At 42.0% G+C, this 14915-nt stretch carries 18 protein-coding genes; 15 read left to right on the forward strand and 3 right to left on the reverse strand.

Going from position 1 to position 14915, the window contains the following annotated elements:
- The first annotated feature begins 6 nt into the window (after positions 1 to 6).
- The 3 genes from MKX49_RS04030 (at position 7) to MKX49_RS04040 (ending at position 1765) form a co-directional block, all read left to right on the forward strand.
- Entirely contained in the window at positions 7 to 363 is a 357-nt protein-coding gene (locus MKX49_RS04030; protein ID WP_034314741.1) for a YlbF family regulator, read from the forward strand.
- Positions 364 to 510: 147 nt separating this feature from the next.
- Positions 511 to 1377: a Cof-type HAD-IIB family hydrolase gene (locus MKX49_RS04035; protein WP_340875145.1), complete on the forward strand. Its 867-nt coding sequence runs from the start codon at positions 511 to 513 to the stop codon at positions 1375 to 1377.
- Between the two features lie 115 nt (positions 1378 to 1492).
- Positions 1493 to 1765, forward strand: a complete 273-nt coding sequence (locus MKX49_RS04040; RefSeq protein ID WP_222620128.1) for a transcriptional regulator SplA domain-containing protein — start codon at positions 1493 to 1495, stop codon at positions 1763 to 1765.
- Between the two features lie 419 nt (positions 1766 to 2184).
- Here the strand turns inward: MKX49_RS04040 and MKX49_RS04045 are convergent, their stop codons facing one another.
- Positions 2185 to 2637 (reverse strand): DinB family protein, encoded by a 453-nt coding sequence (locus tag MKX49_RS04045; RefSeq protein ID WP_034314737.1) that lies wholly within the window; start codon positions 2635 to 2637, stop codon positions 2185 to 2187.
- A 330-nt stretch (positions 2638 to 2967) separates the two neighbouring features.
- Here MKX49_RS04045 and MKX49_RS04050 point away from each other — a divergent pair, with 330 nt between their 5' ends.
- From MKX49_RS04050 to MKX49_RS04090, 9 genes are all read left to right on the forward strand, one after another.
- Positions 2968 to 3270, forward strand: coding sequence for an urease subunit gamma (locus tag MKX49_RS04050; protein ID WP_340875149.1), 303 nt, complete (start codon positions 2968 to 2970; stop codon positions 3268 to 3270).
- A gap of 13 nt (positions 3271 to 3283) precedes the next feature.
- Positions 3284 to 3598 carry an urease subunit beta gene (locus tag MKX49_RS04055; RefSeq protein WP_340875153.1) on the forward strand — a complete coding sequence of 105 codons (315 nt, stop codon included), beginning with the start codon at positions 3284 to 3286 and terminating at the stop codon, positions 3596 to 3598.
- 4 nt (positions 3599 to 3602) lie between these two features.
- Positions 3603 to 5312 carry an urease subunit alpha gene (gene ureC, locus MKX49_RS04060; protein WP_340875155.1) on the forward strand — a complete coding sequence of 570 codons (1710 nt, stop codon included), beginning with the start codon at positions 3603 to 3605 and terminating at the stop codon, positions 5310 to 5312.
- A 9-nt stretch (positions 5313 to 5321) separates the two neighbouring features.
- Positions 5322 to 5768, forward strand: coding sequence for an urease accessory protein UreE (gene ureE, locus MKX49_RS04065; protein ID WP_340875157.1), 447 nt, complete (start codon positions 5322 to 5324; stop codon positions 5766 to 5768).
- On the forward strand, positions 5761 to 6447 hold the full coding sequence (locus MKX49_RS04070; protein ID WP_340875160.1) for an urease accessory protein UreF: 687 nt from the start codon (positions 5761 to 5763) through the stop codon (positions 6445 to 6447). Before ureE ends, MKX49_RS04070 begins: the two co-directional genes overlap by 8 nt.
- A 48-nt stretch (positions 6448 to 6495) precedes the next feature.
- On the forward strand, positions 6496 to 7113 hold the full coding sequence (gene ureG / locus MKX49_RS04075; RefSeq protein WP_048687385.1) for an urease accessory protein UreG: 618 nt from the start codon (positions 6496 to 6498) through the stop codon (positions 7111 to 7113).
- On the forward strand, positions 7110 to 7925 hold the full coding sequence (locus MKX49_RS04080) for an urease accessory protein UreD (protein WP_340875164.1): 816 nt from the start codon (positions 7110 to 7112) through the stop codon (positions 7923 to 7925). The genes ureG and MKX49_RS04080 overlap by 4 nt, the downstream gene beginning before the upstream one ends.
- Positions 7926 to 7946: 21 nt before the next feature.
- On the forward strand, positions 7947 to 8591 hold the full coding sequence (locus tag MKX49_RS04085; protein ID WP_095392715.1) for a sulfite exporter TauE/SafE family protein: 645 nt from the start codon (positions 7947 to 7949) through the stop codon (positions 8589 to 8591).
- Between the two features lie 169 nt (positions 8592 to 8760).
- Positions 8761 to 9156, forward strand: coding sequence for a hypothetical protein (locus tag MKX49_RS04090; RefSeq protein WP_323597920.1), 396 nt, complete (start codon positions 8761 to 8763; stop codon positions 9154 to 9156).
- A gap of 197 nt (positions 9157 to 9353) precedes the next feature.
- Here the strand turns inward: MKX49_RS04090 and MKX49_RS04095 are convergent, their stop codons facing one another.
- Positions 9354 to 10232 (reverse strand): dimethylarginine dimethylaminohydrolase family protein, encoded by an 879-nt coding sequence (locus tag MKX49_RS04095; RefSeq protein WP_340875173.1) that lies wholly within the window; start codon positions 10230 to 10232, stop codon positions 9354 to 9356.
- A 533-nt stretch (positions 10233 to 10765) separates the two neighbouring features.
- Between MKX49_RS04095 and MKX49_RS04100 the strand changes: the two genes are divergently transcribed.
- Both MKX49_RS04100 and MKX49_RS04105 read left to right on the forward strand, forming a co-directional pair.
- On the forward strand, positions 10766 to 12382 hold the full coding sequence (locus MKX49_RS04100) for a long-chain fatty acid--CoA ligase (protein ID WP_340875175.1): 1617 nt from the start codon (positions 10766 to 10768) through the stop codon (positions 12380 to 12382).
- 93 nt (positions 12383 to 12475) lie between these two features.
- A complete protein-coding gene (locus tag MKX49_RS04105) occupies positions 12476 to 13273 on the forward strand; it encodes an enoyl-CoA hydratase (protein ID WP_133348856.1) in 798 nt (265 codons plus the stop codon).
- Between the two features lie 98 nt (positions 13274 to 13371).
- Here the strand turns inward: MKX49_RS04105 and MKX49_RS04110 are convergent, their stop codons facing one another.
- Positions 13372 to 13560, reverse strand: a complete 189-nt coding sequence (locus MKX49_RS04110; RefSeq protein ID WP_048677954.1) for a YhzD family protein — start codon at positions 13558 to 13560, stop codon at positions 13372 to 13374.
- A gap of 309 nt (positions 13561 to 13869) precedes the next feature.
- Between MKX49_RS04110 and cysK the strand changes: the two genes are divergently transcribed.
- Positions 13870 to 14793: a cysteine synthase A gene (gene cysK, locus MKX49_RS04115; RefSeq protein WP_048677955.1), complete on the forward strand. Its 924-nt coding sequence runs from the start codon at positions 13870 to 13872 to the stop codon at positions 14791 to 14793.
- The last annotated feature ends 122 nt before the right edge of the window (positions 14794 to 14915 follow it).

Here is a 14915-nt window from a genome sequence, read left to right on the forward strand (position 1 = left end):
AAATAAATGAGTAACGTATATGATGCAGCGTATGAAATGGAAAAGGCGATTAGGGCAAGCAATGAATACGCCGATTTGCAACGCTTATATGATCTTGTGAATTCGGATGAAGCAACAAAAGGAATGTTTGAAAACTTCCGTAATCTGCAGATGTCATTGCAGCAAAAGCAAATGATGGGACAGGAGATTGCACCGGAAGAGGTTGAGCAAGCACAAAAGACGGTACAGCTTGTCCAACAAAACCCAACCATTTCACAATTGATGGAAGCTGAACAACGGATGAGCATGGTCATCGCAGACCTCAATAAAATTATCATGAAGCCGCTTGAAGATTTATATGGCTTGCCTGAGCAACAGCAATAAGCAGTTGGAGACTCCCTTCTTTAATGGTTGGGGGTTTTTTTGTTCCCTGAAAGCACAAGTGCAAGGGGCGTGAACCACTATTTGTTCTATTCTCGAAATTTTAGTCATAAATTTTGAAAGAGGATACAACAGATGGGAGAGATCAGCATGGTATATCGACTACTTGCGGTCAATATCGACGGGACATTGCTCCAGTCGAATGGCCGTTTAAATAAATCGACTAAAGAAGCAATAGATTATGTTCACCAAAAAGGTGTCCATGTTGCACTTGTGACGTCAAGAAACTATCACTCAGCAAAAAAAGTGGCCAAAGCCCTAAAAATAAATCCGATGATCGTTGCTCAGCAAGGAGCCTTTGTCGGAGCTTCCGTGGAAAAGCCGATAATGGTAAAAAGAATATCAGAAGAACTGACTGCAGAGCTAGTGCAAATGCTTGAAAAGACCACGTGCCAAATATTGCTCATTCATGAAAAATACTCGCTGGGCAATCGGGTGAACCTCCCGGAGAATTTGCTTGGTAAATCGGTTATGTATTTGAATGACCAAAATATTTATGCTCAAAATTATGTGGATGATATCAGTGAAGAGCTTATTGATCAGCCGATGGCCCCGACGAAGATGGACATTATATTTCCAGAAAAAAATGCTCGAAATGATATGTTGAAATTGATAAAGGAAATGTTCCCTGAGGTGGATGCAGTCTTACACCCAGGACATAAACTGACAATCGTTCCGAAGGGTGTATCTAAATGGAGTGGTGTATTGTATTTAGCGGACCATTTAAAGGTGAAAAGAACGGAGATCGTCTCGATTGGCGATGGATTGGATGATATGGATATGATTGCCGGTTCTGGTCTGGGAGTTGCCATGGGCAATGCGGATGAGGAAGTACGGAAAGTGGCAAAATGGGTGACGCGCTCCAATGATCAAGATGGTGTTGCCTATATGCTTAGGGAATTTTTCCGGAAACAGCATCCGATCGAATTTTTACAAAAAATGAATATGCTTAAGTGAATGGCGGGGCTCCTTCATGTTGAAGGGGCCCCATTCAGATAACGCCACTTGCGAGGTCTGTCATCTTTCATAAATAATTATAAGTTTCTTTCCATAAACTAAAGGAAAATCAGTAATGGAAAGGAAGAATTCAATGGGTGTAATCAATGCAAAAGAAGTGCAGGTCGGTGACGAGGTGTTTGTGATTTATAATAATCCCCATGTCCCTACAGTTTCGAATATCAGGGCAGCGGAAATTGTTCCGCACCCCAAAGATCCCAATGCAGTTGCCTTGTTCCTGAACGATACATTTCATACGATCGAGGATGATGATGCTTTGTTCACTTCGGAAGCCTCAGCGGAAAAAGCATACAGTGATTATATGGATAACCAGGACCAGATGACTTGAGAGGCGTTTACTCAGCTTTACGGGTGAACAGACGAAAGCCCTCGCTATAAAAAGCGGGGGCCTTTTTTAATTTTATTCACAAGTATTTGCTGCAAACTCACGAGTAACGCTCGAATTCACGAGTATTTGCTGCAAACTCACGAGTAAAAGCTTAAAATTCACGAGTATTTGCACCAAATTCACGAGTATTTACTGCAAACTCACGAGTAAAAGCTTAAAACTCACGAGTAATGCTCCGAATTCACGAATTAAAGCTCCGAATTACCGAGTAACGCTAGAATTTTATGAGTAAAAGCTAAAAAACTCACGAGCATATGCTCCAAACGTACGTGCAAACGCACCAAAACTGTAATTTTTCGTCCTAAATAAAAGAACTGCCACTCCCATTTCAAGAAAAACAGGGTGACAGTTACTTACTCTTAGTTATTATTGGATTCTATGAATAATTTCATTGCGTGAATTTGGCCTATATGATTGGTTTCGTGCAAGACTACAAAATTAATGAATTCTCCCACTGTTTCCATTCCGTTGAAAGGCTGTGCTGTTTTTTCGGTCAATCGTTCTTCCGGAATTTCAAGAAGTCGATCAAGTTGTTCATGCAACTGTTGCTTTAATACTTCAACGGTAGGTACATCTCCGGTCCAGTCGGCAGGTTTTGAACCATATCCGAATAGCTGCCCGTAATTCTCTGGCAAATTGCTGCTGGAGTTCAATAAAAATTTTTCCGCTGCAGAAAGTACATGTCCAATGTGCCAATGGATTGTATTATTAAAACCTTCAGGCTGTACATCCATGAACTCTGGATTGATTCCCTCAATTTCTTTTAAAAGATTGCTGCGCATGGCTGTCAGTTGATTTTTAACATAATTCATTTTACATTCCCCTTTCAATCTTGTTTTTTTCTAAACGTTATCCCATGAAATTATAGCAAGGATAATTCAGTATTATCAAATTTTAGCTAAGTCTTTTCAAAAGGGGAAGGCTTATCAATTTACAATTAAATTCATTTTAAGGGTTGTAATTGTCAGATAATTTATTATAATTAAAATAATGTTAGATAAACTTACATAACTATGTAAAGTTAAGGGCCGGAATGTTGGGTCGGATAATGGTAATTGACTGAAACGGCGCATTGAAAGAGTTGCAGCCGAACTTAAGGGGTAGGTATTTTAACGGCATAGATTGGCAAAAGGAGAGAGGGTATGCGTTTAACGGCAAGGGAACAGGAAAAGTTAATGGTTGTAGTGGCGGCGGATTTGGCAAGAAGGCGAAAAGATCGCGGCTTGAAATTGAACTATCCGGAATCCATTGCCTTGATTACCTACGAAATAGTTGAAGGGGCCAGGGATGGTAAATCAGTATCGGAACTGATGCAATTTGGCAGGACGATTCTTTCAATTGAAGATGTTATGGATGGGATTCCTGACATTATTCACGATATTCAAGTTGAGGCAACGTTTCCGGATGGTACAAAGCTTGTGACTGTTCATAATCCGATTCAGTAAGGAGGAAGAGGCCATGATACCAGGTGAATATATCTTGAAAAAAGAACCGATCGTATGTAACGAGGGAAAGATTTCAACGGTCCTAACAGTCATCAACAGGGGAGACCGCCCGATACAGATTGGCTCACACTTTCACTTTTATGAAGTGAATCTTGGACTGGAGTTCATTCGTGAGAATGCTTTTGGGAAAAGGCTGAACATTCCTGCTGGTACAGCTGTCCGTTTTGAGCCGGGCGATGCGAAGGAAATCGAACTGGTCCCATTCAGCGGCAAGAGGGAAGTTTATGGATTAAGCAATAAAACGAATGGTCCGCTTGATAAGGAGTGAAAATATGAGCCATGAAATGTCACGTAAGCAATATGCCGATATGTTTGGTCCGACAACAGGGGATTTAATTAGATTGGCAGATACCGAGCTTTTCATAGAAGTAGAAAAGGATTTTACAAAGTACGGGGATGAAGTGAAATTTGGCGGGGGTAAAGTGGTGCGTGATGGTATGGGGCAGCATCCAACCGCTTCAAGAGATGAGGTGATGGATCTTGTTTTCACCAACGCGATAATCATCGATTATACAGGCATCTATAAAGCGGACATTGGCGTGAAGGATGGAAATATTGCAACTATAGGAAAAGCGGGAAATCCCCTATTGATGGATGGGGTGACAGTGGTGATAGGAGCAGCTACTGAAATAATTGCAGCTGAAGGAAAAATCGTTACAGCTGGTGGTATTGATGCCCACATCCATTTCATTGCCCCGCAGCAAATCGAGACTTCACTGTCAAGCGGGATCACGACAATGATCGGTGGGGGAACCGGACCTGCAACGGGAACGAACGCCACGACGTGTACTCCGGGAGCTTGGAATATACATAAAATGCTCGAAGCAGCAGATCATTTCCCTATGAATCTCGGTTTTTTGGGTAAAGGTAATTCCTCCTCCAAAGAACCGCTTGCTGAGCAAATAGAGGCTGGTGCGATCGGGCTGAAGTTACATGAAGATTGGGGCACGACGGCAGCAGCGATCGATACAAGTTTAATGGTGGCTGACGAATACGATGTTCAAGTGGCGATTCATTCCGATACGCTTAATGAAGGTGGTTTCGTCGAGGATACAATCAGAGCGATCGACGGCCGTGTCATTCATACATATCATACCGAAGGAGCGGGTGGGGGGCATGCCCCTGATATCATCAAGGCGGCTAGTTATCCGAATATTCTCCCGTCCTCGACGAACCCTACCCGTCCATATACCATCAATACGTTGGAAGAGCATTTGGATATGCTAATGGTATGCCACCATTTGGATCCATCCGTACCTGAAGATATCGCTTTTGCCGATTCCAGGATAAGAAAAGAGACTATCGCAGCTGAAGACATTCTTCATGACCTGGGCGTCTTTAGCATGATCAGCTCCGATTCCCAAGCGATGGGGCGTGTAGGAGAAGTTATTCTGCGAACATGGCAGACGGCCGATAAGATGAAAAAGCAGCGTGGCAAAATGCTGGAGGATACAGGGGAAGGGGACAATTTCCGCGTTAAGCGTTATATTGCCAAATATACGATAAATCCAGCAATTACACATGGGATTTCTGATGTCGTCGGATCTGTGGAAGAAGGGAAATTCGCAGACTTGGTGCTATGGGATCCTGCCTTTTTCGGGGTTAAACCGGACATGATTCTAAAAGGAGGCATGATCGCGCACAGTATGATGGGCGACCCGAATGCTTCTATTCCGACACCTCAACCCGTGCTATACCGCCCGATGTTTGCAAGTTTTGGACAGGCCGTTGCGAGTACTTCGATTACGTTCCTATCAAAAGCGTCATATGAAGCGGGAATTCATGATGACCTGGGGTTGAAAAAAATAGTGAAGACTGTCTCGAATATTCGTAATATTACAAAAAAAGATATGAGATTAAACGGGGAGACCCCCGTCATAGAAGTTGATCCGCAAACATATGAAGTGACGGTGGATGGTGATTTAATTACGTGCGAGCCAGCGGAAATCCTGCCGATGGCGCAACGATACTTTTTATTCTGAGGTGATGACATGATAGTTGAAAAAGTATTGGGAAATATAGAGTTTATTGAAAAAAAAGCGAAACATATGGAAAAGGTTTATCTGGAAAGCGATGCATTAAGAAAACGGATACTAAGGGTTAAAACGGATCATGGAAATGAAATTGGGATACGCCTTAAAGAAAACAAGGATTTGATGGATGGCGACATCCTTTATATGGATGAAAATAATATGATCGTTATCCATACGATAGATGACGATATTTTGACGATCTTGCCTACAACTCTAGGGCAGATGGGCGATGTAGCGCATCAATTGGGAAATCGCCACTTACCTGCCCAATTTGTAGGAGATGAAATGCTTGTTCAATACGATTACCTGGTGGAAGAGCTTTTAATGGAACTTGATATACCGTTTCGTCGTGAAAAGAGAAAGGTGAAGCAGGCATTCCGTCATATCGGCCATTCACATGATTGAACGTTTGTTTCCGTTGATCCAGCTTTGTGATTCCAATTTTCCTTCTGGGTCGTTCTCCCATTCATTCGGAATGGAGACCTACATTCAAGAAGGGAAGGTCCATGATGCAACTTCTTTAAAGGCGTTTTTGAAGGTATACATTTCTAAATCTTTAACCTATACAGATGGACTGGGGTGCCGGCTTGCATATGAATTCGTAAGTAGTCATAGGGCTGAAGGTATATGGGATCTGGATGAGTTGCTTTACGCCGCATGTTCCGCTCGGGAATCCAGGGAAGCCTCGAAAAGAATTGGACAGCAGATGGCTAAACTATGCTCGAACTTATACCCATCCGAAGCGTTATTGGCATACTTGAAGAAAATCCAAGGAAAGCAATGCTATGGTCATCCGGCCATTGTATTTGCGCTTGTGTGTACCGAACTGAACCTTACCGTAGAAATGGCCATTTATGCCTGTTTGTATGCAGCCGTGTCCTCGCTTATCCAAAATGCAGTAAGAGGAATCCCTTTGGGGCAGACAACTGGACAATCCTTGTTATTGTGGTCACATGAGGTCATCCAGACAGCCGTTGCATTCATTAAAGCACTTCCGGAGGATGAACTCGGACGGACACTGCCGGGATTGGAAATCGCCCAAATGAGGCATGAGAATTTACATGTAAGACTATTTATGAGTTAACCAGAAAAGAGGTGACAGGTTTGCCTCATAGAGGTAAATCGATAATAGATGAAACAAGTAGTCAAAATAGGTGTAGGCGGCCCAGTTGGTGCCGGAAAAACAATGCTTGTCGAGAAGTTGACACGGGTAATGGAAAATGACTTCAGCATGGCAGTTGTAACGAATGATATATATACAAAAGAAGATGCGCTGTTTTTAATGAAAAATGGTGTACTTCCTGAAAATCGGATCATTGGTGTGGAAACCGGCGGCTGTCCTCATACAGCGATACGTGAGGACGCCTCGATGAATTTTGCAGCCATTGATGAGTTGATGGAACTCCATCCGGAACTGGATTTGATTTTTGTGGAGAGCGGCGGTGATAATTTAGCGGCGACCTTCAGCCCTGAACTCGTCGACTTTTCTATCTATATCATTGATGTCGCACAAGGGGAGAAAATCCCCCGGAAAGGTGGCCAGGGAATGATTAAATCGGATTTATTCATCATTAATAAAACGGACTTGGCCCCTTATGTAGGAGCAAGCCTGGAAGTGATGGAGAGGGATACATTAACGACCCGAGGGGATAAACCTTTCTTTTTTACTAACTTAAAAGACGAAAAGGGTTTGACTGATGTCGTGAACTGGATAAAGTCAGAGGCGTTTCTAGTAGGTCTTGAGCAGTGAGTTGGACAGGCAGCATTCGCTTAAAGGCGGAACTGAAAAATGCTCGAACGATAGTGAGTGATACTTATTATGACGGGGCATTCAAATTGTCCCGTCCTGTGTTTTTTGATGAACTTTCACCTACCTATTTTCTCATTCATGTTGGAGGCGGCTATGTAGGTGGTGACAAGTACCATCAGCTTTTTTGTTTGGAAGAAGGGGCTACAATAACATTGACGACGCAGTCTGCGACAAAGATATACAAAACGAGGGATGAGCCGGCAGTGCAGAAAACCGAGTTAGTTTTAAAAAAGGAAAGTTTCCTTACCTATGTGCAGGACCCTGTAATTGCCTATGAATCTGCTCGATATATTCAGGATACGACGATACATATGGAAAGCGGAGCGGGATTGTTGATGACTGATATATTTACACCAGGATGGTCAGAGAGTAGAGGGGCATTCACATATGATTGGATCCGCTCCAAAATGAACGTGTTTCAGGATGGTAAAAGGCTGTTGATGGACCACTTGTTTCTGAATCCTTCAGACGAGATGGACACTGTACTTTTATTGGAAGGATATAGTCATTTTGGCTCGCTATTATTGATAAATCAAGAGGTGGATGGGGAATTCATTACCGAACTCGATGAAATGCTTTCTCCATTAGGAAGCAATGTTAGAATAGGTTTTTCCCGGCTGCCAATACGTGGTTTGATGTTGCGGGTATTGGCAAATCAAACTCAACAGATAGAAAAGGCATTTTCAGTTTGTGAGGATCTCTTCCGAAGGAGGATCCTTCGGAAGGATCCAATTTTTTATCGTAAATATTAGTAAAGGGAAAGGCGATGTTTTATGGAAATGAGTTTATTGCTTGTTTTAGCGATTGGATTTGTATTAGGCATTAAGCATGCTCTGGAACCCGATCATATCATTGCCGTTTCTACGATTGCGAGCCAAAGCAAGAAAATATGGAAATCTTCACTTGCAGGCGTATTTTGGGGAATAGGGCATACACTTACTCTTTTGGTGTTCGGTGTAATCCTAATCCTTTTGAAAAACGAAATTCCGGAAGCTTGGGCAATGTCATTGGAATTTCTTGTGGGAATCATGCTGGTATATTTAGGTATCACGACGATTTTTTCTTGGAAGCAAACGAAGCAGCATGACCATACAGGCCGGGCTACATATCTGAAATCGATGTTAGTGGGAATTGTCCACGGACTTGCAGGCAGTGCTGCAATGGTCCTTCTTACTTTAAGTACGATAGATGCAGCGTGGCAGGGGGCAATCTACATTATCATATTTGGTGTAGGTACTTGTATAGGCATGCTTCTGTTCACTACGATTTTAAGCATCCCCTTTGTCACAAGCTCTTCCTCCAAAAAAGTCAATCACTTACTCATCCGATTGACAGGTGTGATAAGCACGCTTTTCGGAATCTATTATATGTACAATCTAGGCATCAACGAGGAATTATTTTCTGTATGGTTTGGTTGAATGCAGCACATATGCCCAAGGGATAAAGGTTCAAAAACCCTCATGTTATAAACTTGAGGGTTTTTTACTGTTGGTAATTCGACAAACATCCTATTACTCTTTTGCGTGGGCTAGTATAATGAAAAATATTGGATAATTAATCCATTGGGGTATAAGGAGATGACATGTCATGAAAAGGAAACCGCTCCTGGTTGGCCTTTGCTTATTATCAATAACGCTGGCTTCAGGTTGCACAACAAAGCAAGAACATATTTCCGTTCAAAAATATGAAGGTAAACACTACAAATTCGAAGCATATAAAGAAAAGATAGAATTGGGGAAAACAGAAAAAACCAAAGAAATAATAAAGAATGCCGATTGGGAAGAATTCGCGCTGGAGAAGGATCATCCTAAGGCGGACTTCATCTTTTATTTTAATGATCAGAAAAACGAAGGTGAAATTTCCGTATATTATGCCTGGGTTAATACGGATGAAAATATTGTAGAATTGACAAAGGATGAACATAGCCAGTATGTACAGTTAAATAGAAAGGATTCTGAAATTATATTAAGACTGCTTAATTGATGTATAGAAGAGATCCTTACTTTCAAAGACTTCCAGACAAGCATTTTTGAACTCTCATGTGCCCGACTATCATCAGAGTTATATAATGCAGCCAGCCTTTTAAGGGGTGGTCGCAAATTCCATTGAAAATTAATATTTGACAACAAAAAGGAGAAAGAAACCGGACTTCCATATTAGTCCGGTTTCTTTCATTCTGCTCAGGCTGAATCAGTCTTCTTTTTTGTTGTCCTCAATAGTGGCATGGTGCAACAACGGAAAGAGCCACCGGACTTGATGATTTCGCTTATATCGACTTCAATGACTTCATATCCGCGTTCACGAAGCTGACTATTTACCTGTTTATTACAGGGTAGACTGAATAATTTTTTATTCCCAATCGAAAGCACGTTGGTTCCTAAAGTGAATTGTTCTTCTTTCGTCACTTCAATCATGTCATAACGTGAAGCTAATATATCCATCTCTTTTTTTGTAAAGGACTCTGGAAAAATAAGCGCCTCTGTCGGTGATATGATATTGAAAACACAGTCTAAATGAAGGAATGTTTCAATGAAAGGAACCGCTATGACCTCGTATTCCGGTAATAAGGTTTGAAGATGCTTGACGGATGTTTCATCCGTTCTTTCACTGATTCCAATATAGATGGTTTTTCCGTCAATAAGGACATCCCCGCCCTCAATATGATTTTTGAGGAGGTTGAAATATGAAATACCATTCGTTTCGAGCCAGGATTTCAATATTTGTTCTTCACCCTGCCTGATACCTGTTGCCAACTCAGCTACGTAAACGGTTTCGCCAAGAGTGAAACCGATATCTCTCGTAAAGACTTGTTCCGGATATGTAAATTGAGGCGGAAGTTTTATGACTTCTATCCCTTCATGTTCTAGAGCTTTTGTAAATTGTGCGTGCTGCTCCAAGGCAAGCGCTTGATCGATATTTTCTTCTTGAAACTCTTTTTGTGTTTCGTTAATGATCTCCCGGATTTCCATATAATGAGGTTCACAGACGATTACCCGTGATAGCTTTGAATATTCACTCGCACAATAAGCTTCTAGTTCTTCGTTTATTTTATTTACCATAAATGAGCTCCCTCTAAATATAATTGTATCTTTACTATTTCCTCTTTTTTCTAGAAAGAAACATAAAAAATTGTCATGGAACTGCACCACTGGATTTAGATGGTTTAAAAAAACTTTTCACAATCTGCTCTTAATAAATGTTTCTGTTTGATTTCAGAAATCCGCTCCCTTTCCGCCGACTGTCTGCCAAGCCTCCTCGACGCAAGCGTTTGTGGGGTCTCGGCTAGCCAGTAATTCGGCAGGAGTGTCGCAAATTTCTTCCATCCATTAAGGATTACAGAAAAAAACGTGAAGAATAACCTAATCTAAAATTTTTTCGGAATGAGCCTACGTTTTTTCTTAAATTACATTCCAGTTGATTTCAGAAATCCGCTCCTTTTCAGAATCCGCTTTTTGTCGTCAAACTGATTTCAAAATATCATCAAATAAAGCAAGATTCAAAATAATCATAAAAGGTACCTAGGGAAAAAGGATTATTTTTTTTCTAGTCGAATATATAATGAGCATGCTTTTAATATAAGGGGGAGATTGTAATGATGGATACTCCATTGATCATGACTCAAATCATTGAGAGAGCTGAAAAATATTTTCCGAAGAAAGAGGTAGTTTCGCGTACGGATGGTGGCATTCACACATTTACTTATGCTGAGATTGCTGAGCGTACAAGAAGGCTGACCAGTAATCTTGAAAAATTCGGTATTCAAACAGGTGACCGTATTGGAACGCTTGCCTGGAACCATCATCGGCATTTAGAAGCTTATTTTGCGATCCCTTGTCATGGTGCTGTCTTACATACAATCAATATGCGTTTGTCCCCTCAACATGTTTCTTATATCGTCAATAGTGCGGGGGATCGATTATTATTGATAGATCCGGATGTCATCCCCCTTTTGGAAGCAATTAAAGATGAGTTAACGACAGTGGAAGGGTTTATCATTATGACGGATAAAGATGAGCTGCCTGAAACGACCCTTTCACCTGTTTATCATTATGAAAAATTATTAGCCGAAGGAAATCCGAAACAGCCATTCATCCAAACCTTGGATGAAAATGCACCTGCCGGCATATGTTATACGTCCGCCACGACCGGGAACCCCAAAGGTGTGGTTTATTCTCATCGCGGAATTTTACTGCATGCGATTGCACTGGGGCTTGCCGATTCTACAGCAATAAGCGAGCGTGATGTGGCCCTTCCTGTCGTGCCGATGTTTCACGTGAATGCCTGGGGCATGCCTTTTGCCAGTGTTTGGTTTGGAACGAAGATGGTTTTGCCAGGACCCTATTTCACCCCAAAGATTTTGGCGGAGCTTATAGAGACGGAGAAGGTTACTATCGCAGCAGGGGTTCCGACGATATGGCTGGGCTTATTGAAGGAGCTGGAAGAAGGCAGCCATGATACGAGCAGCATTCGTGCCGTTTTATGCGGAGGGTCGGCTGCTCCGAAAAGCATGATTAAAACCTTTGAACAAAAGTATGGGATACCATTCCTGCATGCATATGGAATGACTGAAACAAGCCCGCTCGTATTTATATCGAAACCCAAAAGCTATCAGGAAGACCTCCCTGAAGAAGAACTTTATGAGTTGAAGGCCAAGCAGGGCCTTGTTTCGCCAATGATAGAAATTAAAGTGATCGGTAAGGATGGCGAAGTGAAGCCTGATGGAAAAGAAATGGGAGAATTGCTGATTAGGGGTCCTTGGATTGCCAATGAGTATTTTAAGGATGAGCGGTCAGGGGATACGTTTAAAGATGGCTGGCTTTATACGGGGGATGTAGTCACGATTGATGAAGAAGGATTCGTGAAAATCGTCGACCGGACTAAAGATTTGATTAAAAGCGGCGGTGAATGGATTTCTTCCGTTGATATAGAGAATGCCTTAATGGCCCATGAAGGAATCTTTGAGGCGGCGGTAATCGCAGTGCCTCACGAAAAGTGGCAGGAACGGCCGATCGCCTGTGTTGTCCTGAAGGAGGCATACAAGGGGCAAGTGTCCCAGGAAGACATCATCGGATTTTTAAAACCGCAGTTTGCAAAATGGTGGCTGCCGGATGAAGTGGTCTTTTTGGATGAAATCCCGAAAACCGGCGTTGGGAAGTTTTTGAAAAGGGCATTGCGTGATCAGCTTCAGGATAAATATATCAATAAATAATGTAATATTTGTTTAATTATAACTTTTCACCCTATTCTCATAATGGTTGATGAATATATAATAGATTCATAGAACGAAAGAGGAGGAAATAAATTGAGTATTGAATCGACATCACCTGCAGGCACTGTTTTAGTCACATATTCGGACAGGACGGCCACTGTTGCAATGAACCGTCCGGAGGCAATGAATTCTCTAAATCCGAAAATGCTGCATGATTTCATTAATGCCCTGAAGGAAGTAAGCGAGAATGATGAAGTGGACGTCGTCATTTTAAAAGGGAATGGGAAAGCGTTTTCCGCTGGTGGTGACATTAAGATGATGCTCTCGCCTGGAAAAGAAAGCGCTTTCGATGAGCTGATGGATGGAATCAGTGAATTGGTGACCACCCTATACTTCATGCCTAAATTGACCATCAGTGCCATTCATGGTGCAGCTGCAGGGCTAGGGTTGAGTATAGCTCTTGCAACGGATCACCTTATTGCCGATTCGGAAAGTAAGGTTGCGATGAATTTCATCGGGATTGGATTAATCCCTGATGGCGGCGGACACTTCTTCCTTGAACGCCGTCTTGGTGAAGTGGGTGCAAAAGAATTGATCTGGGAAGGTAAAGTGCTTACAGCGCTTGAAGCAAAAGAAAAGGGCCTCATTCATGAAGTGGCAGACGGAACCTTGGAACATGCGGTAGAGAAAAAAGTGCAATCTTGGCTGCAAAGCCCGGTGCAGGCCATGATTAAAACGAAAAAGATCCTTAGTGAAAAAAATCGCCCACTATTAATTAAGATGCTAGAGATTGAAAAAGCTGCTCAGATGAAAATGCGCCAAACAGCGGACCACCAAGAGGGAATAAAAGCGTTCGTGGAAAAAAGGAAACCGAACTTCATTGGAAAATGAATAAGAAAGGCCGTCACTTTCCAGTGACGGCCTTTTTTTATATAAGGAAAGTATGGAAAACTCGATCATATTCTCAGTGATTGCGCTTCCATTTTCAATCAGCGATGAAAAAGCAATAAAGCGCCTGAAGGCGATGTACAGCGATGTGTTTGATCTTGATAGTTTTTTTCCTTCAATAGATTTTGTCCCAATTCTTTTGCTTGTTCATCATTCTCGGCTGTAAATGATTCATCCAATAGTTTTTCCCCTGACGGTTCAAAAACGGTTAATTTGTATATTCTGCTCATTTTCAAAACTCCCTTATCAAAAATGTTATCAACTGTTATAAAAATTTTATCATTATCTGTCAATTTTGACTATTGTTATGTGAGTGAATCTATTAAGACAAGGAATATTGATACATAGCTGAATATCTTGAAAAAGTAACTATATCGAACTAACTTCATCGTTTTTTTCCTTTAAGCTTGGAAAGAATGAAAACAAAACCTATTTATACTAGAGGAATTCTTTCTTTAAAATGAAAAATCATAAATGATATAATAAACTTGAGTAAAGGTGCATGTTGGAAGTGGATGGATCGAAGGGGGTTTTTTTGAATGACGGTAAAAATCGTTAATAATATCACTGAATTGATAGGAGATACACCTGTTGTTAGGATTAATCATTTAACAGCGGAGGGTGACGCTGAGGTATTCGTGAAACTTGAGTATTTCAATCCGAGCCGCAGTGTAAAAGATCGGGCTGCCTTCAACTTAATCAGGCAGGCAGAATTGGATGGTATCATTCAAGCCGGGGCTACGATCATAGAACCAACATCAGGGAATACAGGTATTGGGCTTGCCATGAATGCCGCGGCTAAGGGATATCGGGCGATTATGGTCATGCCGGATAATATGTCGAAAGAAAGAATCAATATCTTAAAGGCATACGGAGCGGAAGTTGTCCTCACCCCTGCATCAGAGCGGATGCCGGGAGCCATTCGTAAAGCCGAGGAGCTCGCCGCAGAGATTCCTAATAGCTTTATTCCGCAGCAATTCGAAAACCAAGCCAATCCTGATATTCACAGAGTGACGACAGCAGTCGAGATTCTGGATCAGATGGATGGAGACCTGGATGTTTTTGTCGCTACTGCTGGAACGGGAGGAACGATAACCGGTACAGGTGAAGCCTTGAAAGAACATCTGCCGGATTTAAGGGTTGTCGTTGTCGAGCCTAAGGGTTCCCCAGTCCTTTCGGGAGGAAAGCCTGGTCCCCACAAGTTAGTGGGTACGAGCCCTGGTTTTATCCCTGCCATCTTAAATACAGAGGTATTTGATGAAATCGTTCAAGCGGCTGATGAAGATGCGATTTCCACCATGAAGGATATGGCTTCGAAGGAAGGGATATTGATTGGGCCTTCAGGAGGTGCCTCTGTCTGGACTGCCCTGCAGGAAGCCCGGCGTCTTGGAAGTGGAAAACGAGTATTATGCATTGCACCGGATAATGGTGAACGCTATTTAAGTATGGATATCTTTAATTGATGAAAAAGACCGAATGCCGTGAATGAAACAATGTTCGCCATTCGGTCTTTTTCCTGTTGAATTTGCCCATACTGCATGATGACGTAATAAAAATAATGTATGGGAAAGTATGTTCTGTTCAT

The organism is Peribacillus sp. FSL M8-0224 (assembly GCF_038003055.1).
In the GTDB taxonomy this organism is placed as follows: domain Bacteria; phylum Bacillota; class Bacilli; order Bacillales; family DSM-1321; genus Peribacillus; species Peribacillus frigoritolerans.

Excerpts from the sequence above, each read along its gene's own strand:
- MKX49_RS04100 (WP_340875175.1), top strand. The coding sequence starts at position 10,766 with ATGATGGATACTCCATTGATCATGACTCAAATCATTGAGAGAGCTGAA.
- ureC (WP_340875155.1), top strand. The coding sequence starts at position 3,603 with ATGAGCCATGAAATGTCACGTAAGCAATATGCCGATATGTTTGGTCCG.
- MKX49_RS04050 (WP_340875149.1), top strand. The coding sequence starts at position 2,968 with ATGCGTTTAACGGCAAGGGAACAGGAAAAGTTAATGGTTGTAGTGGCG.
- MKX49_RS04045 (WP_034314737.1), bottom strand. The coding sequence starts at position 2,637 with ATGAATTATGTTAAAAATCAACTGACAGCCATGCGCAGCAATCTTTTA.
- ureG (WP_048687385.1), top strand. The coding sequence starts at position 6,496 with ATGAAACAAGTAGTCAAAATAGGTGTAGGCGGCCCAGTTGGTGCCGGA.
- MKX49_RS04090 (WP_323597920.1), top strand. The coding sequence starts at position 8,761 with ATGAAAAGGAAACCGCTCCTGGTTGGCCTTTGCTTATTATCAATAACG.
- MKX49_RS04030 (WP_034314741.1), top strand. The coding sequence starts at position 7 with ATGAGTAACGTATATGATGCAGCGTATGAAATGGAAAAGGCGATTAGG.
- MKX49_RS04055 (WP_340875153.1), top strand. The coding sequence starts at position 3,284 with ATGATACCAGGTGAATATATCTTGAAAAAAGAACCGATCGTATGTAAC.
- MKX49_RS04085 (WP_095392715.1), top strand. The coding sequence starts at position 7,947 with ATGGAAATGAGTTTATTGCTTGTTTTAGCGATTGGATTTGTATTAGGC.
- MKX49_RS04095 (WP_340875173.1), bottom strand. The coding sequence starts at position 10,232 with ATGGTAAATAAAATAAACGAAGAACTAGAAGCTTATTGTGCGAGTGAA.
- ureE (WP_340875157.1), top strand. The coding sequence starts at position 5,322 with ATGATAGTTGAAAAAGTATTGGGAAATATAGAGTTTATTGAAAAAAAA.
- MKX49_RS04040 (WP_222620128.1), top strand. The coding sequence starts at position 1,493 with ATGGAAAGGAAGAATTCAATGGGTGTAATCAATGCAAAAGAAGTGCAG.
- MKX49_RS04110 (WP_048677954.1), bottom strand. The coding sequence starts at position 13,560 with ATGAGCAGAATATACAAATTAACCGTTTTTGAACCGTCAGGGGAAAAA.
- MKX49_RS04070 (WP_340875160.1), top strand. The coding sequence starts at position 5,761 with ATGATTGAACGTTTGTTTCCGTTGATCCAGCTTTGTGATTCCAATTTT.
- cysK (WP_048677955.1), top strand. The coding sequence starts at position 13,870 with ATGACGGTAAAAATCGTTAATAATATCACTGAATTGATAGGAGATACA.
- MKX49_RS04035 (WP_340875145.1), top strand. The coding sequence starts at position 511 with ATGGTATATCGACTACTTGCGGTCAATATCGACGGGACATTGCTCCAG.